At 71.3% G+C, this 19,052-nt stretch carries 14 protein-coding genes; 10 read left to right on the forward strand and 4 right to left on the reverse strand.

What is annotated here, in order from left to right:
• Positions 1 to 125 precede the first annotated feature (125 nt).
• A complete protein-coding gene (gene hflX / locus M6G08_RS16945; RefSeq protein WP_272587990.1) occupies positions 126 to 1,619 on the forward strand; it encodes a GTPase HflX in 1,494 nt (497 codons plus the stop codon).
• 88 nt (positions 1,620 to 1,707) lie between these two features.
• Here hflX and M6G08_RS16950 read toward each other — a convergent pair whose 3' ends face one another.
• Together M6G08_RS16950 and M6G08_RS16955 are read right to left on the reverse strand one after the other, a co-directional pair.
• Positions 1,708 to 2,922: a trypsin-like serine peptidase gene (locus tag M6G08_RS16950; protein WP_272587991.1), complete on the reverse strand. Its 1,215-nt coding sequence runs from the start codon at positions 2,920 to 2,922 to the stop codon at positions 1,708 to 1,710.
• Positions 2,923 to 2,999: 77 nt separating this feature from the next.
• Positions 3,000 to 4,229: a trypsin-like serine peptidase gene (locus tag M6G08_RS16955; RefSeq protein WP_272587992.1), complete on the reverse strand. Its 1,230-nt coding sequence runs from the start codon at positions 4,227 to 4,229 to the stop codon at positions 3,000 to 3,002.
• A 307-nt stretch (positions 4,230 to 4,536) separates the two neighbouring features.
• Here M6G08_RS16955 and M6G08_RS16960 point away from each other — a divergent pair, with 307 nt between their 5' ends.
• From M6G08_RS16960 to M6G08_RS16975, 4 genes are all read left to right on the forward strand, one after another.
• Positions 4,537 to 5,721 carry an aminotransferase class III-fold pyridoxal phosphate-dependent enzyme gene (locus tag M6G08_RS16960; protein WP_272587993.1) on the forward strand — a complete coding sequence of 395 codons (1,185 nt, stop codon included), beginning with the start codon at positions 4,537 to 4,539 and terminating at the stop codon, positions 5,719 to 5,721.
• A 42-nt stretch (positions 5,722 to 5,763) separates the two neighbouring features.
• Entirely contained in the window at positions 5,764 to 7,836 is a 2,073-nt protein-coding gene (locus tag M6G08_RS16965) for an IucA/IucC family protein (protein ID WP_272587994.1), read from the forward strand.
• Positions 7,837 to 7,903: 67 nt separating this feature from the next.
• A complete protein-coding gene (locus M6G08_RS16970) occupies positions 7,904 to 8,605 on the forward strand; it encodes a GNAT family N-acetyltransferase (RefSeq protein WP_272587995.1) in 702 nt (233 codons plus the stop codon).
• A gap of 139 nt (positions 8,606 to 8,744) precedes the next feature.
• Entirely contained in the window at positions 8,745 to 10,727 is a 1,983-nt protein-coding gene (locus M6G08_RS16975) for an ATP-dependent DNA helicase (RefSeq protein WP_272587996.1), read from the forward strand.
• A 120-nt stretch (positions 10,728 to 10,847) separates the two neighbouring features.
• Here the strand turns inward: M6G08_RS16975 and lexA are convergent, their stop codons facing one another.
• Positions 10,848 to 11,627, reverse strand: a complete 780-nt coding sequence (gene lexA, locus M6G08_RS16980) for a transcriptional repressor LexA (RefSeq protein ID WP_272587997.1) — start codon at positions 11,625 to 11,627, stop codon at positions 10,848 to 10,850.
• A 615-nt stretch (positions 11,628 to 12,242) separates the two neighbouring features.
• Here lexA and nrdR point away from each other — a divergent pair.
• Both nrdR and M6G08_RS16990 read left to right on the forward strand, forming a co-directional pair.
• Positions 12,243 to 12,797, forward strand: coding sequence for a transcriptional regulator NrdR (gene nrdR, locus M6G08_RS16985; protein WP_272587998.1), 555 nt, complete (start codon positions 12,243 to 12,245; stop codon positions 12,795 to 12,797).
• A 167-nt stretch (positions 12,798 to 12,964) separates the two neighbouring features.
• The gene (locus M6G08_RS16990; protein ID WP_272587999.1) at positions 12,965 to 15,859 is read left to right on the forward strand and encodes a vitamin B12-dependent ribonucleotide reductase; all 2,895 of its coding nucleotides are present in this window, start codon (positions 12,965 to 12,967) and stop codon (positions 15,857 to 15,859) included.
• A gap of 77 nt (positions 15,860 to 15,936) precedes the next feature.
• Here the strand turns inward: M6G08_RS16990 and M6G08_RS16995 are convergent, their stop codons facing one another.
• The gene (locus M6G08_RS16995; protein ID WP_272588000.1) at positions 15,937 to 16,470 is read right to left on the reverse strand and encodes a TerD family protein; all 534 of its coding nucleotides are present in this window, start codon (positions 16,468 to 16,470) and stop codon (positions 15,937 to 15,939) included.
• Positions 16,471 to 16,627: 157 nt separating this feature from the next.
• Between M6G08_RS16995 and M6G08_RS17000 the strand changes: the two genes are divergently transcribed.
• The 3 genes from M6G08_RS17000 to M6G08_RS17010 all read left to right on the forward strand — a co-directional run bounded on the left by M6G08_RS17000 (position 16,628) and on the right by M6G08_RS17010 (position 18,938).
• Positions 16,628 to 17,233: a YdbC family protein gene (locus tag M6G08_RS17000; protein ID WP_073731754.1), complete on the forward strand. Its 606-nt coding sequence runs from the start codon at positions 16,628 to 16,630 to the stop codon at positions 17,231 to 17,233.
• A 127-nt stretch (positions 17,234 to 17,360) separates the two neighbouring features.
• Positions 17,361 to 18,020, forward strand: a complete 660-nt coding sequence (locus M6G08_RS17005; RefSeq protein WP_272588001.1) for a histidine phosphatase family protein — start codon at positions 17,361 to 17,363, stop codon at positions 18,018 to 18,020.
• A 12-nt stretch (positions 18,021 to 18,032) separates the two neighbouring features.
• On the forward strand, positions 18,033 to 18,938 hold the full coding sequence (locus tag M6G08_RS17010) for an ADP-ribosylglycohydrolase family protein (RefSeq protein ID WP_272588002.1): 906 nt from the start codon (positions 18,033 to 18,035) through the stop codon (positions 18,936 to 18,938).
• The last annotated feature ends 114 nt before the right edge of the window (positions 18,939 to 19,052 follow it).

Consider the following 19,052-nt stretch of genomic DNA (forward strand, 5'->3'; position numbering starts at 1 on the left):
CATCTTCGGGACGGCACGGTACGGGCCGCGGGAATCTCCCCGGCGGTCCGTGCGTTGTGAAGAGTGTCGCAGCGACGCACCGCCGCGCGACTCGTCGATTCGTTTCCCAGCTACGTAAGGATCCAATGACCTCCTCTTCTTCCCCTTCCCAGGACACCAAGCGTCTCGCGCAGACCTATCCCGAGGGCCTTCGGGCCGATGCCCTGATGGAAGAGGACGTCGCCTGGAGCCACGAGATCGACTCGGAGTGGGACGGCGAGCAGTTCGACCGCTCCGAACGCGCGGCTCTGCGCCGGGTGGCGGGCCTCTCCACCGAGCTCGAGGACGTCACCGAGGTCGAGTACCGCCAGCTCCGCCTGGAGCGGGTCGTCCTCGTCGGCGTCTGGACCTCGGGCACCGTGCAGGACGCGGAGAACTCGCTGGCCGAGCTGGCCGCCCTCGCGGAGACCGCGGGTGCGCTGGTGCTCGACGGCGTCGTCCAGCGCCGCGACAAGCCCGACGCCGCCACCTACATCGGCTCCGGCAAGGCCGAGGAGCTGCGGGACGTCGTCCTCGAAACGGGCGCGGACACCGTCATCTGCGACGGTGAGCTGAGCCCGGGCCAGCTGATCCACCTCGAGGACGTCGTCAAGGTCAAGGTCATCGACCGCACGGCCCTGATCCTGGACATCTTCGCCCAGCACGCCAAGTCCCGGGAGGGCAAGGCGCAGGTCGCGCTCGCTCAGATGCAGTACATGCTGCCGAGGCTGCGCGGCTGGGGCCAGTCGCTGTCCCGGCAGATGGGCGGCGGCAAGGGCGGCGGCCTCGCCACCCGTGGTCCCGGTGAGACCAAGATCGAGACGGACCGGCGCCGGATCCGCGAGAAGATGGCGAAGATGCGCCGTGAGATCGCGGAGATGAAGACCGGCCGCGAGATCAAGCGCCAGGAGCGCCGGCGTCACAAGGTGCCGTCCGTGGCCATCGCGGGCTACACCAACGCCGGCAAGTCCTCGCTGCTCAACCGCCTCACGGGCGCGGGAGTGCTGGTGGAGAACGCGCTGTTCGCCACCCTCGACCCGACCGTGCGCCGCGCCGAGACCCCGAGCGGCCGCCTGTACACGCTGGCGGACACCGTCGGCTTCGTCCGGCACCTGCCGCACCACCTGGTCGAGGCGTTCCGCTCCACCATGGAGGAGGTCGGCGACTCCGACCTGATTCTCCACGTCGTGGACGGTTCGCACCCGGCTCCGGAGGAGCAGCTGGCCGCCGTGCGCGAGGTGATCAGGGACGTCGGCGCCACCGACGTACCCGAGGTCGTCGTGGTCAACAAGGCCGACATGGCCGACCCGCTGGTGCTCCAGCGGCTGCTGCGGGTCGAGAAGCGGTCCATCGCGGTCTCGGCACGCACGGGCCAGGGCATCGACGAGCTGCTCGCCCTGATCGACAACGATCTGCCGCGCCCGTCGGTCGAGATCGAGGCGCTCGTGCCGTACACCCACGGCAAGCTGGTCGCCCGCGCCCACGACGAGGGCGAGGTGATCTCCGAGGAGCACACCCCGGAGGGCACCCTGCTCAAGGTGCGGGTGCACGAGGAACTGGCGGCGGAGCTCACGCCGTACGTTCCCGCGCCGCTCGCCTGACGGCCCGGCACCGTACGACGACCGAGGGCCCGTCCCCTGCCAGGCAGGGACGGGCCCTCGTCATGCGTGGATCACCGCTCGCCGCGGGTCACTGCCCGCCGTACGTCCGGCTCATGTTCTGGTACATCGCCTCGGCCTCCGGGCCGAGCTGCGGGCCCGCCAGCCAGGTGTTGTCGAGCGGGCCGATCGACGTGTTCGAGACCAGCTTCGTCTCGCCGTCCACCACCCGGAACCAGCCGCCGCCGGAGGAACCGCCGGTCATGGTGCAGCCGATGCGGTACATCGTCGGCAGCGACGGGCTCAGCGACAACCGGCCGGGCCGGTCGACGCACGTGAACATCTTCAGGCCGTTGTACGGCGGGGCCGCCGGGTACCCCCAGGCGCCCATGCTGCCGACCTCGGTCGCGGAGGGTGCCGAGAAGTCCACCTCCAGCGCCGCGCCGACCGTCTCCTCCAGGGACTTGCTGCCCTGCTCCGGCTTCACGTGCAGCACGGAGTAGTCGTGCGCGGCGCCGTCACCGCCGTTCTCCGCGCCGCCCTGGATCCACTGGTTGGAAGTCGAGGCCCAGTCGGCCCACCAGGTGCCGTACGGGGCCATCTCGGTGGTCGTCGCGCCCGCCAGCTCCGTCTCGGACTTGCCGAGGTCGTTGTACGACGGTACGAAGGCGATGTTCCGGTACCAGCCGCCGCTGCCGCCGGCGTGCACGCAGTGGCCCGCGGTCCACACCAGGTTGGACTTGCCCGGGTTGTTCACGTCCTTGATGACGGTGCCGGAGCAGACCATCGACCCCTCGGGGGAGTCGAAGAAGACCTTGCCGACCGGTGCGGCGTTGTCGTGGTACGGCGTCTTCTCGGCCACGGCCTCGACGGGTGCCGGCTCCGGATCGGTGGCGCCCTGGTCGGCGGCCGTGTCCTTGGTGGTGACCGTCTTGTCGGCCTCCTTCGCGGACCGCATCCGGTCCGGCTTCCACAGGCCCTCGATCACCGGGTTGACGAAGTCCTTGGCCTCACTGAGCCACTTGTCCTTGTCCCAGTCCTTCCAGTCCCCGTCCTTCCACCGGTCGACGTCGATGCCGTGCTCCTTGAGCCGGTCCGCGAGGTCGCCCGGCAGCTGGACCCCGCCGCCAGCGGTGTCGCCGGCGTCGGCCGCCTGGGAGGTACCGCCGCTGGGCTTCGCGTCGGCCTCGTCCTTCTCCGAACCGCCGCAGGCGGTGGCGGTCAGCGCCAGGGCGGCGACCAGGCCGGTGGCGGCCAGGACGGTACGCCGCCGGTGTGGCGCGGCGGGCATGGGTACGGAACGCATGGTGGATCGACCCCCGTTGGAACGTGCGGATGTGGAACGTACAGATGTCGTTGACGGGCGCTGCGCTCAGCCCGCGCTCACTGGCCCGCGAACTTGTCGCTCACCGCGTCGAACACGTCCTTGGCCTCATCACCCAGCCGCGGACCGGCCAGCCAGCCCGCCGTCACCGGGCCGATCGAGGTGTTGGACACCAGTGCCGGCTCGCCGTCGGAACCGTTCGCGACCCAGCCGCCGCCGGAGGAACCGCCGGTCATGGTGCAGCCGATGCGGTACATCGTCGGGTCGGAGGCGCTGATCGACAGCCGTCCGGGCTTGTCCTCGCACTGGAACATCTTCTGACCGTCGTACGGCGGGGCGGCCGGGTAGCCGATCGCCTTCATGCCCTCGATCTCCGGCACGGCGGGCGCGTCGAAGTCGACCGGAAGCGCCGCGCCGACGGTCTCCTCCAGCGACCTGCCGTCGCCGCCCTTCTCCGGCGTCACGTGGATGACGGCGAAGTCGTACGAGGCCCCGTCGCCACCGGTAGCTCCGCCCTGCTCGATCCACTGGTCCGAGGTCTGCGCCCAGTCGCCCCACCAGACGCCGTAGGGAGCGAGGTCCTCCTTGGTGGCGTTCTGCAGTGCCTCGGTCGACATGCCCGTGTCGTTGTACGACGGCACGAAGGCGATGTTGCGGTACCAGCCGCCGTTCTTGCCGGCGTGCACGCAGTGGCCCGCGGTCCACACCAGGTTGGACTTGCCGGGGTTGGCCGGGTCCTCGACGACGGTGGCCGAGCAGACCATCGAGCCCTTCGGCGAGTCGAAGAGCAGCTTGCCGGACGTGGCGGCGCTGTCGTGGTACTTGGGCGGCACGGCCGCCGCCTGGACGGGCGCCGGCTCCGGGTCGGTGACGCCCTGGTCACCCGTGAGGTCGCTCTCGTCGACCTCCTGGTCCGGCTCCTCGGCGTCCCGCATCCGGTCCGGGTCCCACAGGTCCTCGATGATCGGGTTGACGAAGTCCTGCGCCTCGCGCAGCCAGTCGTCCTTGCTCCAGTCCTTCCAGGCACCGTCCCGCCACTTGTCGACGTCGATGCCGTGTTCCTTGAGCTTGTCCTTGATGTGGTCCGGGATCCGGATCTCGCCGTTGCCCCCGTCCGCGGCGGACGCGGAGGCCGAGGCGTCGCCGCCCGCCTCCGGGTCGCCGGACTCACACGCGGTGGCGGTGAGCGCGAGCGCCGAGACGAGCGCGACGGCGACCGGTGCGGGGGAGGTCCTGCGCCGCCCGCGCTGGTGCCCGCGCGTGGTGAACGACGGCCGTATGGATCGCATGGTGGTGACTCCCCCTGGTGTGAACTGCATAAGAACGGGCCACACACTATGCGGTCGCTGTGGGGGAGTTCCGACGGTACGGCAACGGTTCGGATACAAGCGGCCTGACCTGGCACGCCGTTGCGGGACCACCCGTAACCCGGCCGACCGTCCGCGGTTGTAGCGGTGGGGGCCCGCTGTCCGGGTGCGGCCCCCGCCGAGAGCCGCCGGTGAGCCGGACGCGCGGGGACAGCGGGAGGTCGGAGCCGTGGCGAAGAGCGCAGTACGCAGGGTGACCGCGCGCGGGTGTGCTCCGAGACGGGGTCCGGTGCGCGACGACGCCGTGGCCGGCACCGGGGCGGGCGTCCTTCCGGTCGTACCGGTCCGGGCCCGGGGGCTCACCATCGAGGGCGCCGACGGCCGCCGTTACCTCGACTGTGTGTCCGGTGCGGGCGCTCTGCCGCTGGGGCACAACCACCCGGTCGCCCTGCGGGCGATCCGCGAAGTCCTCGACGCCGGCGCTCCCTTGCAGGTCGCCGGCCTGACCACTCCGGTCGAGGAGGCCTTCGTCGCCGAGCTGATGCGTACGCTGCCGCCCGCACTGGCGGATCGCGCGCGCGTGCGGTTCTGCGATCCGGCCGGGAAGAGCCCGGTCGCCACCGCCGCCGGACTGGTCCGTGCCGCCACCGGCCGAACGCGGGTGATCCACTTCATGGACGCGGACCCGGACCACGCGGCCCGGCCCGGTCTCACCGACCCGGGGCCGGCAGAAGCACTGCCCGCCGGAATGCTCCTGGAACCGGTCCGGTGCCGGGACGGTGTGCTCCCCACGCCGGACGCCGTGCTGCGCCGCCTGCGCCACGGCAAGGCCGAACGGTCCGTTCCGCTGATCGTCGACGAGACCGAGACCGGTGTCGGACGAACCGGAACCTTCTGGGCGGTCGGGCACAGCGGTGTCGTTCCCGACGTCCTGGTCCTCTCCAGGGCGATCGGCGGCGGCCTGCCCCTCGCCGCCGTGGTGTATCACGACGACCTGCACACGGGGGAGGGGAGCACCTTCCGCGGCAATCAGCTCGCCATGGCGGCGGGCGCCGCCACCCTCGCCCACGTCCGCGAGCACGGTCTCGCCGAACACGCCGCTGCCCTGGGCGGCCGGACGCTGGCCCGGCTGCGTGGCCTGGCGGAGGACTTCCCCTGCGTCGGCGCCGTGTGCGGGCTCGGTCTGATGATCGGGATCGAGCTGACGGCACCGGACGGCACGGCCGATGCCGCACCGCGCGGCGCTCGTCCCGGTACCGCAGCCGCCGTTCAGTGGGAGTGCCTGCGCCGGGGGCTGATCGTGGACCTCGCCGGCCCGTCCGGGAACGTCGTACGACTGCTGCCGCCGCTGATCGTCACCGAGGAGCAGATGTCGGCGGTGCTGGACCGTCTCGCCGACGCTGTTCAGGCGGTGCAGCGGGGCTCGGGCGGTCACGCCCCACCGCGCGGGGTGCGCGCCGCGCGCCGGCTGTAGCGACCCGCAGCCCTGACCCCCAGCACGTCACGAGGAACCGCGTTGCACACCACCCCCACACCGGAACCGGCGGCCACCGCGGACGCCGGGCCGTCCAGCACTGCCGCTGCCGCGTCGGCCTCCTGCGCCGTGCCCGCCTCCGGGCCGGCTGACGGCGTCGCTCCCGGGCCCACGACCGCCGTCGTTCCCGCGCCCGCGACCGCCGTCGACCCGTCGGGAGGGCAGGGCCCGTACGCCGAGGCGCGGGCCGCGGCCGTGGAGAACCTGCTGCGCTGCTGGGCGCGCGAGACCGACGCCCGTGCCCCCGACGACGGCGACCTCGCCGTACCGCTGCCGTCGAGCGGTACCGCCCTGGCCGTTCCCGTCCTCTACTGGTCGCCGACGGGATGGCACCGCTTCGGCGCCCCGCGTCTGGCCGACGCGCCCGCCCCGGCCCCACCCGTCGACGCCGTCACCGTCGCCGCGCTGCTGGCACGGGAGTGCGCCGACGGCAATGAGACCGATGGCAGTGAGACCGATGGCAGTGAGACCGATGGCAGTGAGACCGACGGCAGGGTGACCGATGGCAGTGAGACCGACGGCAGGGTGACCGATGGTTCGGAGTCCGACGGCCGGGGGGCCGACGGGACGGACCTCGTGGCCCGCGTCGCGGACTCCGTCCGCCGCACCGCCGCGATCCTCCGCGAACGGCCGAAGGGCCCGGCGCACGCGCACGCCCCCGGCGCCCGCGACACCGCCGGCACCTCCACGGAGCCGGACCTCTTCCTCGCCGCCGAACAGGCCCTCGTCCTCGGGCACCCGCTGCACCCCACCCCGAAGAGCAGGGAAGGCCTCACCGAGGCGGAAGCGCGACTGTACTCACCCGAACTGCGCGGCGCCTTCCGACTGCACTGGCTGGCCGTCGCCCCCTCCGTCCTCGCGGCCGACTCCGCGTGGACGGAAGGGGGCCGCCCGGTCACCGCCTCCCGGCTCACCGCGCGCCTCCTCGGAAACCGGGCGGCGGCGCCGGACGGACACGCGGTGCTGCCCCTGCACCCCTGGCAGTTCCGCGCCGTACGGCACAGACCGGAGGCCGAGGCGCTGCTGGACGCGGGGCTGCTCAGGGACCTCGGTGTCCAGGGCGTCCCCTGGTACCCCACGTCATCCCTGCGGACCGTCCACCGCACCGGTGCCCCCGCCATGCTCAAGCTCTCCCTGGCCCTGCACATCACCAACTCACGCCGGGAGAACGTCCGCAAGGAACTCCACCGCGGAGTCGAGGTGCACCGTCTGCTGCGCAGGGGCCTGTCCGGCCAGTGGCGGGCCGCCCACCCGTACTTCGACATCCTCCGTGACCCGGCCTGGCTCGCCGTCGACGGACCGGACGGCACGCCCGTCCGAGGGCTCGACGTCGTCGTCCGGCACAACCCGTTCCGGCCCTCGGACGACGTCTCCTGCGTGGCCGGTCTCGTCGCGCCGTGGCCGGACGGCCGAGACCGGCCCACCACCCGCGTGCCGTGCTCCCGGCTGGCCGAGCTCGTCACCCGGCTGGCCGGGCGGACCGGCCGTCCCCGCGAGGCGGTCGCCGCCGAGTGGTTCCTGCGGTACCTCCACCACGTCGTGCGGCCTGTCCTGTGGCTGGACGCCCACGCCGGGATCGCCCTGGAGGCGCACCAGCAGAACACGCTGCTCCTGCTGGACGCGGACGGCTGGCCCGCCGGCGGCCGCTACCGCGACAACCAGGGCTACTACTTCCGCGAGTCGCGCCGCGCGGAACTCGACGCCCGGCTGCCCGGCATCGGTGAGCGGAGTGACACGTTCGTCGCCGACCGGGTCACCGACGAGCGCTTCGCGTACTACCTCGCCATCAACAACGTGTTCGGCCTCGTCGGCGCCTTCGGCTCCCAGCGACTCGCCGACGAGCGGCTGCTGCTGGCGGCCTTCCGCCTCTTCCTCGAAGACGTCGCCTCCGGTCCCGTCCCGCTGGACAGCCCGCTGCCCGCGCTGCTCCTCGACTCGCCCGTACTCCGCTGCAAGGCCAACCTGCTGACCCGTCTGCGGGGACTCGACGAACTGGTCGGGCCGGTGGACACGCAGTCCGTCTACGTCACCATCGCCAACCCACTGCACGTCTGAGCAACACGTGGCGTATCCCCCCTGCCCCCTGCCCCGTTCCCGTCCCCGTCCCCGAAAGAGCGACCCCGTGACTTCCACCGACGCGAGCGCCGACGACACCCTGGACCTGCACCTGCCCGCGGAGTTCATCGCCCTCTTCGGTAAGGACGGGAAGGAGGGCGCGCCCGCCGGGACGCCGCCGCCCCGGCGGACCGGCGGCGATCTGCTCGACCGCGTCGCCGACTGGGGCCCGGTCGCCACCGCGGCGGGCGAGTTCCACCTGGTTCCCGTGCACGCCGAGCGGGACCTGCCACTCGTCGACCGCTGGATGAACGACCCCGCCGTCGCCGAGTTCTGGGAACTGACCGGACCGCAGAGCGTGACCGAGGACCACGTACGGGCCCAGCTGGCCGGTGACGGACGCAGCGTCCCGTGCCTCGGCCTGCTGGAGGGGGTGCCGATGAGCTACTGGGAGCTGTACCGCGCCGACCTCGACCCGCTGGCCCGCTACTGTCCCGTACGACCGCACGACACCGGCCTCCACCTGCTGATCGGCGACGCCGCCGACCGCGGGCAGGGCATCGGGACGACCTTGATCAGGGCCGTCGCCGAGCTCGTCCTCGGCAGGCGGCCCTCCTGCACGCGCGTGCTCGCCGAACCCGACGTCCGCAACCGTCCGTCCGTGGCCGCGTTCCTCGGCGCCGGGTTCCGGTTGTCCGGCGAGATCGACCTGCCGGCCAAGCGGGCCGCCCTCATGATCCGCGACCGGTCCCCGCGCGAGGTGCCGTGACGCCGTGCCGCTCGCTCGCCGACCATTCCGCCCAGGAGCCACTTGTGCCGCCGCCGTCCCCACAGTCCCGCCGGCCCCTCCCGACCGCAACCGCCTTCCGTGCCCGATTGTCAGTCCCGGGCCGTAGGGTGGTCGCGCTATGACGAAGCCCTCTCTCCCCGAACTCCTGCACGCCGCCGTCACCGCCGTCGGCGGCACGGAGCGTCCCGGCCAGGTGGCCATGGCCGAAGCCGTCGAGGAAGCCATCGACGGCGGCTCCCATCTGCTGGTCCAGGCCGGCACCGGCACCGGTAAGTCGCTGGGGTACCTGGTGCCCGCGCTGGCCCAGGGGGAGCGGGTCGTGGTCGCCACGGCGACCCTCGCCCTGCAGCGCCAGCTGGTCGAGCGCGACCTGCCCCGCACGGTCGACGCGCTCCACCCGCAGCTGCGCCGCCGCCCGGAGTTCGCGATGCTCAAGGGCCGGTCGAACTACCTGTGTCTGCACCGGCTCCACGAGGGGGTGCCGCAGGACGAGGAGGAGGGCCTCTTCGACCAGTTCGAGGCCGCCGCGCCCACCAGCAGGCTGGGCCAGGACCTACTGCGGATGCGCGACTGGGCGGACGAGACCGAGACCGGCGACCGGGACGACCTGACGCCCGGCGTCTCGGACCGGGCCTGGTCGCAGGTCTCGGTGTCCTCCCGGGAGTGCCTGGGCGCCTCGAAGTGCGCGTACGGCGCGGAGTGCTTCGCCGAGATGGCCAGGGAGCGCGCCAAGCTGTCCGAGGTCGTCGTCACCAACCACGCCCTCCTCGCCATCGACGCCATCGAGGGCGCGCCGGTCCTGCCGCAGCACGAGGTGCTGATCGTCGACGAGGCGCACGAGCTGGTCTCCCGGGTCACCGGGGTCGCCACCGGAGAGCTGACCCCCGGCCAGGTCAACCGGGCGGTGCGCCGGGCCGCGAAGCTGGTCAACGAGAAGGCCGCCGACCAGCTCCAGACCGCCGCCGAGGGCTTCGAGCGACTGATGGAGCTGGCGCTGCCGGGCCGCCTGGAGGAGATCCCGGAAGACCTCGGATACGCGCTGATGGCGCTCCGTGACGCCTGCCGTACGGTCATCTCCGCGATCGGCGCGACCCGCGACAAGTCCGTGCAGGACGAGGACGCCGTGCGCAAGCAGGCGCTCGCCTCCGTGGAGTCCGTGCACGACGTGGCGGAGCGCATCACCAACGGCTCCGAGTGGGACGTCGTATGGTACGAGCGGCACGACCGCTTCGGCGCCTCCCTGCGCGTCGCTCCCATGTCCGTCGCGGGCCTGCTGCGGGAGAAGCTCTTCGCGGACCGCTCGGTGATCCTGACCTCCGCCACCCTGAAGCTGGGCGGCGACTTCAACGGCGTCGGGGCCTCCCTGGGCCTCGCCCCCGAGGGCACCGAGGGCGAGGACGTGCCCCAGTGGAAGGGCGTCGACGTGGGCTCGCCCTTCGACTACCCCAGGCAGGGCATCCTGTACGTCGCCAAGCACCTGGCCCGCCCCGCCCGGGACGGCGACCGCGGTGACATGCTCGACGAGCTCACCGAGCTGATCCAGGCGGCCGGCGGACGCACGCTGGGCCTGTTCTCCTCGATGCGTGCGGCCCAGCTGGCCGCCGAGGAGCTGCGCTCCCGGATCCCGGAGTACCCGATCCTGCTCCAGGGCGAGGAGACGCTCGGCGAGCTGATCAAGAACTTCGCCGCCGACCCGGAGACCTGCCTCTTCGGCACGCTGTCGCTCTGGCAGGGCGTGGACGTCCCCGGGCCCAGCTGTCAGCTGGTCGTGATGGACAAGATCCCGTTCCCGCGGCCGGACGACCCCTTGATGAGCGCCCGCCAGAAGGCGGTGGAGGAGGCCGGCGGCAACGGCTTCATGGCGGTCGCCGCCACGCACGCCGCGCTGCTGATGGCGCAGGGCGCGGGGCGTCTCGTGCGGGCGTCGGGCGACCGAGGTGTGGTCGCCGTACTGGACCAGCGGCTGGCCACGGCGCGGTACGGGAGCTATCTGAAGGCCTCACTGCCCGATTTCTGGTTCACCACGGACCGCAATCAGGTCCGCAAGTCGCTCGCCGCGATCGACGCGGCGGCCCGGCGGACGGAGTCCGAGGGCGACTGAGCGACCGGGCCCGCGCTGTGCGGCCGCCGCACAGCGCGGGGCCCCGGAACCGGCGCAGAGGTTCCGGGGCCCGGTCGGGTCGGCGGGTCGCTGGTGTCGCGTACCCGCCCGCCGTGGCGCTCAGACGCGGCGCAGTACGGCCACCACCTTGCCGAGGATGGTCGCGTCGTCACCCGGGATCGGCTCGTACGCCGCGTTGTGCGGGAGCAGCCACACATGGCCGTCCTCCCGCTTGAAGCGCTTGACGGTGGCTTCGCCGTCGAGCATCGCGGCCACGATGTCGCCGTTCTCGGCGACCGGCTGGCGGCGGACCGTGACCCAGTCGCCGTCGCAGATGGCGGCCTCGATCATCGAGTCGCCGACGACCTTCAGGACGAACAGCTCGCCGTCGCCGACCAGCTGTCGGGGCAGGGGGAAGACGTCCTCGACGGACTCCTCGGCGAGGATCGGACCACCGGCCGCGATGCGCCCGACGAGCGGGACGTACGACGCGGCGGGCTTGCCGGCGGTGTCCGTGGGCTGCACGGAGGCGGCCTGGTCGGAGCCGCGTACCTCGTAGGCGCGCGGGCGGTGCGGGTCGCGGCGCAGGAAACCCTTGCGCTCGAGTGCCATCAGCTGGTGCGCGACGGAGGAGGTGCTGGAAAGGCCGACGGCCTGGCCGATCTCCCGCATCGACGGCGGGTAGCCGCGCCGCTGCACCGAGTCGCGGATGACTTCGATCACCCGGCGCTGGCGGTCGGTCAGTCCCGAGCTGTCCGCCCGGATGCCCGGAGGGCGGCCCGGCAGGGAGCGCTTGTGCCCCTCTGGAGTCGCGGCGTCGCTCATGGCGTGCATCGGCTCAGGTCGGCCCTGGGGGCGGTCCTGGGCAGTGATGGCGGCACTGTCGGCGGTGGTGGTCACGTCGGCCCCTCTCGATGGTCTCCCTGCTGCCCAACGGTAGTAGCTTTCGAAAGGTTGCGCCAAACACACGTTCGAGTGAAAAAACGGGAATCGCTCGCCTGGATCGTATGTCTGGGTGTATAGCTACCGCGGCGCCCGACGGACAAAAGCGCTCATTGCTGTACTCTTCACCGCCGTGGCGACAACCTCGGAGGTGTCGCCCCAGTCTGCCATCCGGCATCCCGTTCGACGGGGCGGGTCCGTCCATCTGTGCGGTAGTCCCACTCCCCCTCCCCGCGGCGGCCACGGTATCTCCGCATGCCCTCGCCGGATACGGCCGTGCGTGTGCATGTGCGTGCATGCGGGTGTGGCCGCAGATGCGTGTGCGGGCGCGTGTGAGTGACCGCGGGGCCGTGGCGGCCGTACGGGTTCCGTACGGATTGGCGCGACACGCGTGCAGGGCGTGTATGTGTGAGCCAATCCCCACATCTAGTGGTTGGATTGCGGGAGCAGCCCACAAGTTGTGGTCCCCCGGGTCTTCGGGCCCGCCGCGATCGCCTATGCTTGGGGCTGCTTCGAGGGGTCTGAAGGGCCCTTTGTGGCTAATGGGTCTGCTGTGAGGAGGGTTCGGAGTACATGCACTGCCCCTTCTGCAGGCACCCCGACAGCCGTGTCGTCGACAGCCGCACCACCGACGACGGCACGTCGATCCGCAGGCGCCGCCAGTGTCCCGACTGCTCCCGTCGTTTCACGACCGTGGAGACGTGCTCGCTCATGGTGGTGAAGCGGTCCGGGGTCACCGAACCGTTCAGCCGCACCAAGGTGATCAACGGCGTGCGCAAGGCCTGCCAGGGCCGGCCCGTCACCGAGGACGCGCTCGCGCAGCTCGGCCAGCGGGTCGAGGAAGCGGTGCGGGCCACCGGAAGTGCCGAGCTGACCACCCACGACGTGGGGCTGGCCATCCTCGGCCCGCTGCAGGAACTCGATCTGGTCGCCTATCTGCGGTTCGCCTCCGTCTACCGGGCGTTCGACTCGCTCGACGACTTCGAGGCCGCGATCGCGGAGCTCAGGGAGACGACGGGGCGCCCCGGCGCGGACGGCGACGGCGACGCCGGTGCGGGGAGCCAGGAGAACGACCGCGGGTCCACGGGGGCGGCACAGGTCCCCGAGCCCGCAGGCGCCGCCGACTGACCGGCGGGCCGGACCCGGACTTCGGCGCCCGGGCCCGGCCGGTCGACGGCGAACGAGAAGACCTGTCGCGGGCGGAGCGAGAGACGCCCGCGACACCAGACAGAACACCGTGCCCACGGGAACAATCGGGGCACTTCAGGGCGTTTTCGCCCGTACAGGGAGGCGGCATGACAGAGACGGCGAGCGGTCCGGCACGGAGTTCCCGCGCCAAGGGCACCAAGGCGGGCAAGGGACTCCGTGTCGAGCGCGTCCACACCACTCCCGGCGTCCACCCCTACGACGAGGTGGCCTGGGAGCGTCGTGACGTCGTCATGACCAACTGGCGCGACGGCTCGGTCAACTTCGAGCAGCGTGGCGTCGAGTTCCCCGAATTCTGGTCGGTGAACGCGGTCAACATCGTCACCAGCAAGTACTTCCGGGGCGCCGTCGGCACCCCGCAGCGCGAGGTGAGCCTGAAGCAGCTCATCGACCGCATCGTGAAGACGTACCGGAAGGCCGGTGAGGACCACAAGTACTTCGCCTCGCCCGCCGACGCCGAGATCTTCGAGCACGAGCTGGCCTACGCCCTCCTGCACCAGATCTTCAGCTTCAACAGCCCGGTCTGGTTCAACGTCGGCACGCCCCAGCCGCAGCAGGTCTCCGCCTGCTTCATCCTGTCCGTCGACGACTCCATGGAGTCGATCCTCGACTGGTACAAGGAAGAGGGCATGATCTTCAAGGGCGGCTCGGGCGCCGGCCTGAACCTGTCCCGCATCCGCTCCTCCAAGGAGCTGCTCTCCTCCGGCGGCAACGCCTCCGGCCCGGTCTCCTTCATGCGCGGCGCCGACGCCTCCGCCGGCACCATCAAGTCCGGCGGCGCCACCCGCCGCGCCGCCAAGATGGTCATCCTCGACGTCGACCACCCCGACATCGAGGACTTCATCGAGACCAAGGTCAAGGAGGAGGAGAAGATCCGCGCCCTGCGCGACGCGGGCTTCGACATGGACCTGGGCGGCGACGACATCACGTCCGTCCAGTACCAGAACGCCAACAACTCGGTCCGCGTGAACGACACGTTCATGAAGGCCGTGCAGGACGGCGGCAAGTTCGGCCTGACGTCCCGCATGACCGGCGAGGTCATCGAGGAGGTCGACGCCAAGGCGCTCTTCCGCAAGATGGCCGAGGCCGCCTGGGCCTGCGCCGACCCGGGCATCCAGTACGACGACACCATCAACCACTGGCACACCTGCCCGGAGTCCGGCCGCATCAACGGCTCGAACCCCTGCAGCGAGTACATGCACCTGGACAACACGTCCTGCAACCTCGCCTCGCTGAACCTGATGAAGTTCCTGAAGGACGACGGCAAGGGCAACCAGTCCTTCGACGTCGAGCGCTTCTCGAAGGTCGTCGAGCTCGTCATCACCGCCATGGACATCTCCATCTGCTTCGCGGACTTCCCGACGCAGAAGATCGGCGAGAACACCCGCGCCTTCCGCCAGCTCGGCATCGGCTACGCCAACCTCGGCGCCCTGCTGATGGCGACCGGCCACGCGTACGACTCCGACGGCGGCCGCGCCCTGGCCGGCGCCATCACCTCCCTGATGACCGGCACGTCGTACAAGCGCTCCGCCGAACTCGCCGCGATCGTCGGCCCGTACGACGGCTACGCCCGCAACGCGCAGCCGCACCTGCGGGTCATGAAGCAGCACTCCGACGAGAACGCCAAGGCCGTCCGCATGGACGACCTGGACACGCCGGTCTGGGCCGCCGCCACGGAGGCCTGGCAGGACGTGCTGCGCCTCGGCGAGAAGAACGGCTTCCGCAACTCCCAGGCGTCCGTCATCGCCCCGACCGGCACCATCGGTCTCGCGATGTCCTGCGACACCACCGGCCTCGAGCCCGACCTCGCCCTGGTCAAGTTCAAGAAGCTGGTCGGCGGCGGCTCGATGCAGATCGTCAACGGCACCGTCCCGCAGGCCCTGCGCCGCCTGGGCTACCAGGAGGAGCAGATCGAGGCGATCGTCGCCCACATCGCCGAGCACGGCAACGTGATCGACGCCCCCGGTCTCAAGCACGAGCACTACGAGGTGTTCGACTGCGCCATGGGCGAGCGCTCCATCTCCGCGATGGGCCACGTCCGAATGATGGCCGCCATCCAGCCGTGGATCTCCGGCGCCCTGTCCAAGACGGTCAACCTGCCGGAGTCGGCGACCGTCGAGGACGTCGAAGAGGTCTACTTCGAGGCGTGGAAGATGGGCGTCAAGGCGCTCGCCATCTACCGCGACAACTGCAAGGTCGGCCAGCCCCTCTCCGCCAAGAAGAAGGAGCAGGAGAAGGCGGAGATCACCGAGAAGACCGAGGCGGCCATCCGCGAGACGGTCGAGAAGGTCGTCGAGTACCGCCCGGTCCGCAAGCGCCTGCCGAAGGGACGCCCCGGCATCACCACGTCCTTCACCGTCGGCGGCGCCGAGGGCTACATGACCGCCAACTCCTACCCGGACGACGGTCTCGGCGAGGTCTTCCTGAAGATGTCCAAGCAGGGCTCGACCCTCGCGGGCATGATGGACGCCTTTTCCATCGCGGTCTCCGTCGGCCTCCAGTACGGCGTGCCGCTGGAGACGTACGTCTCGAAGTTCACCAACATGCGCTTCGAGCCGGCCGGCATGACGGACGACCCGGACGTGCGGATGGCGCAGTCGATCGTCGACTACATCTTCCGCCGCCTGGCGCTGGACTTCCTGCCCTTCGAGACGCGTTCCGCGCTCGGCATCCACTCCGCCGAGGAGCGCCAGCGCCACCTGGAGACCGGCTCGTACGAGCCGTCCGACGACGAGCTCGACGTCGAGGGCCTGGCCCAGTCGGCGCCGCGCGCCCAGGAGCTGAAGGCCGTCGTCACGCCGAAGGCCGAGGTCGAGGCGGCCAAGCCCGCTCCGCAGCAGGCGCACACCAGCGCCGAGCTGGTGGAGATGCAGCTGGGCATCCAGGCCGACGCCCCGCTGTGCTTCTCCTGCGGAACGAAGATGCAGCGCGCCGGCTCCTGCTACATCTGCGAGGGCTGCGGCTCGACGAGCGGCTGCAGCTGACCCGTAGTGCTCTGTAGCGCTCAATGAGTAAGGGGCGTCCACCCTGGTGGACGCCCCTTACTCATGCACGCGCGCCGTCAGGAGCGGCGCACCGCGCCCATGGTGGCGGCGAAGGCCGCTGGGTCGCCCTCGAAACCGTGGACGCCGGCCCGGAACTCCCAAGCCCCCGTCTCGTCCCGCACGAACTCCGCGACCGTCGCCGCGGTCGCGCCGGGGACTCCGCCGAAGTCGTCCGTGGCCAGGTCGGTGTAGCCCTCCCGGATGCGCAGGCCCGGGTTGGTCACGTCGCCGAAGGTCCGGTCCTCGGTGCGCTGCTGGATCGCGACCCCGACCACCACGCGCGCGTACCGCGCGTCGAGCCGCTCCAGCTCCAGGGTCATGACCTCGTCGTAGCCGAAGCCCTTGCCGTCCTGGCTGTCCCGGTCGAGATAGATGGTGCCGTCGGGGGAGCGGCTGTCGTGGTGCACCACGTAGACGGGAGCACCGTACGGGTCCTCGGCCGAGTAGGTCCCGGCGACGACGTCCAGGTCGGCGGGTGGCTGCCCCGCCGGGTTCGGATCCCACCGCAGCGCGACCTCGACCTTGCCCATGCCTTTGCTGAGGCCGTTCACAGACTTCCCCTTCCAGGTACCCCGCCCCTGCCCGGCCACCTCAACTGCCGAGCGGTGACGGCCGGTTGTCCATCCTGCCACGCACAGCGACTCCGGCGGTGGCAAGCGGTCCGCCGGACAGTGACCGGTGCCACGTTCCTGGCCTTACGATGGCGCGGTGCTGGTCAAGTGGATTCGCTGCACCGTGGTGGACCGCCGGGGGTTCGAGCGGGGGCAGCGAAAGTGGGCGGGGCTTCCGGGGGAGCCGGGTTTTCGGGGGCAGGGGGGCGGCTGGAGCCGGGGACGCCCGGACGTGGCGCACGTCTTCGCCTTCTGGGAGAGCCGTGCCTTCTACGACTCCTTCATGGCCCGCTCCCACGACCGGCTGGCCTCGGCGCAGGCGGGCACCTTCAAGGACGCGCAGGTCAGGCTCTTCGACTACCGCTTCGACGTGAAAACCGGGTTCGAACCCCGCTTCACGGACGCCGACCTGCTGCGGGTGGCGCTCTGCCGCGTGCACGAGGAGCGGGCCGAGCACTACGTCCTCATGCAGGAGAAGGTCTGGAACCCGGCGATGGCCGGCTCGCCCGGCATGATCCGCGGGCTGTTCGGCGAGGCGCCGGGGAACGAGTACCTGGTGCTGTCCATGTGGCGGTCGGCCGCCGAGCACGGCAAGTACCGCACCGAGCGGGTGGAGCGGCTCGCCCTGCGCGCCCAGACGGAGGCCGACATCGCGGCCCTGACGGGGGACATCGTGCAGCTGGAACCCTCCTGGACCGTCTGAGGGCCCGGCCGGCACCCCGTGCCGGTGTGCGGGCCCTGACGGCGGCGGTGTGAGAAGTGTGTGACGTACGCCGTACGGGGCCCCTGCGAGTGCTTGGTTCGCCCCGTCTCGATCTAGGGTGCAAGGCATGGCACGACCACGGCGCATCGTTCTGGTACGGCACGGCGAGTCGACCGGCAACGTCGACGACTCCGTGTACGAGCGCGAACCCGACCACGCCCTCGCCCTCACCGAGCAGGGCCGGGCGCAGGCGGAGGAGACCGGGAGGGCGCTGCGCGAGGTGTTCGGCCGTGAGCGGGTCAGTGTGTACGTCTCCCCGTACCGCCGCACGCATCAGACGCTGCACGCCTTCCACCTGGATCCGGGGCTGATACGGATCCGGGAGGAGCCCCGGCTGCGTGAGCAGGACTGGGGGAACTGGCAGGACCGTGACGACGTGCGCCTGCAGAAGGCCTACCGGGACGCCTACGGCCACTTCTTCTACCGCTTCGCCCAGGGCGAGTCCGGTGCCGACGTGTACGACCGGGTCGGTGGCTTCCTGGAGAGCCTGTTCCGGAGTTTCGAGGACCCCGACCATCCTCCGAACGTCCTCCTGGTCACCCACGGTCTGGCCATGCGGCTGTTCTGCATGCGGTGGTTCCACTGGACGGTCGCGGAGTTCGAGTCGCTCTCGAACCCCGGGAACGGCGAGATGCGGATGCTCGTTCTCGGTGAGGACGGCAAGTACGGTCTTGACCGGCCCTTCGAACGCTGGCGAGATCCGGAACCGTACGGGATCACCGGCTAGAGTGGCGAGGCGATGACCGCTCATTCAACCTTCGAGGGGCGCCTGGACCGCGCCCTCTCCAGCCTGCGCGGACTGTCGGTGGGAGACGCGCTCGGCTCACAGTTCTTCGTGCCCGCGAACTACCCGCTGCTCAAGGACCGTGCGTTGCCGCCCGGCACCTGGCAGTGGACGGACGACACGGAAATGGCCTGTTCCGTGGTCTCCGTCCTGGCCACCCACCACCGCATCGACCAGGACGCGCTGGCCCTCTCCTTCGCCCACCACCACGACTTCGACCGCGGCTACGGCCCCGCGGTCAACCGGCTGCTGCGCCTGGTCCGTGAGGGCGGCGACTGGCGGGAGCTCGCCGCCGCGCTGTTCAACGGCCAGGGATCCTGGGGCAACGGTGCGGCGATGCGCATCGCCCCGCTGGGTGCCTGGTACGCGGACGACCCGGAACAGGCCACCCATCAGGCGGAGATCTCCGCCTACCCCACGCACCAGCACCGTGAGGCGGTGGTCGGCGCCATGGCGGTCGCCGCCGCTGCCGCGCTGGCCGCGGACCCCGGCGGGCCTCCCACCGCGCACGCGCTTCTGGACGGCGTGATCGCGCTGGTGCCGAAGAGCGCGGTCGGGGCCGGGTTGCGACGGGCCCGGGACATGCTCGACTACGGCGACGCCGCGACGGTCGCGGCCGTGCTGGGCTGCGGCAGGCGTACCACCGCCCACGACACCGTTCCCTTCGCTCTCTGGTCGGCCGCGCGGGCCCTCGGGGACTACGAGCGAGCCTTCTGGACGACCGCCCAGGTCGGCGGGGACGTGGACACCACGTGCGCCATCGTGGGCGGCGTGGTCGCCGCGGGCGAGGCGGGTGCGCCGCCGGCCGGCTGGGCGGAGCGGGTCGAGGCTCTGCCCGGGTGGATGGCCACGACCGCATAGCCACGCTCCGTGCATGCCGGGAACTCTGCGTGACCGCTGCCCGTTCTCATGACATCCGCCGTGCGAGGCAGCAGCTTCGTAGGGGGTCGGGGTGCCGTGGGAAGGGGGAAGCGG

The organism is Streptomyces sp. M92, from assembly GCF_028473745.1.
Taxonomy (GTDB): domain Bacteria; phylum Actinomycetota; class Actinomycetes; order Streptomycetales; family Streptomycetaceae; genus Streptomyces.

What these genes read in the sequence shown, in the direction of transcription:
- M6G08_RS17005 (WP_272588001.1), top strand. Translation starts at nt 17,361, where the DNA reads ATGGCACGACCACGGCGCATCGTTCTGGTACGGCACGGCGAGTCGACC.
- nrdR (WP_272587998.1), top strand. Translation starts at nt 12,243, where the DNA reads ATGCACTGCCCCTTCTGCAGGCACCCCGACAGCCGTGTCGTCGACAGC.
- M6G08_RS16950 (WP_272587991.1), bottom strand. Translation starts at nt 2,922, where the DNA reads ATGCGTTCCGTACCCATGCCCGCCGCGCCACACCGGCGGCGTACCGTC.
- M6G08_RS16975 (WP_272587996.1), top strand. Translation starts at nt 8,745, where the DNA reads ATGACGAAGCCCTCTCTCCCCGAACTCCTGCACGCCGCCGTCACCGCC.
- M6G08_RS17010 (WP_272588002.1), top strand. Translation starts at nt 18,033, where the DNA reads ATGACCGCTCATTCAACCTTCGAGGGGCGCCTGGACCGCGCCCTCTCC.
- M6G08_RS16955 (WP_272587992.1), bottom strand. Translation starts at nt 4,229, where the DNA reads ATGCGATCCATACGGCCGTCGTTCACCACGCGCGGGCACCAGCGCGGG.
- M6G08_RS16990 (WP_272587999.1), top strand. Translation starts at nt 12,965, where the DNA reads ATGACAGAGACGGCGAGCGGTCCGGCACGGAGTTCCCGCGCCAAGGGC.
- hflX (WP_272587990.1), top strand. Translation starts at nt 126, where the DNA reads ATGACCTCCTCTTCTTCCCCTTCCCAGGACACCAAGCGTCTCGCGCAG.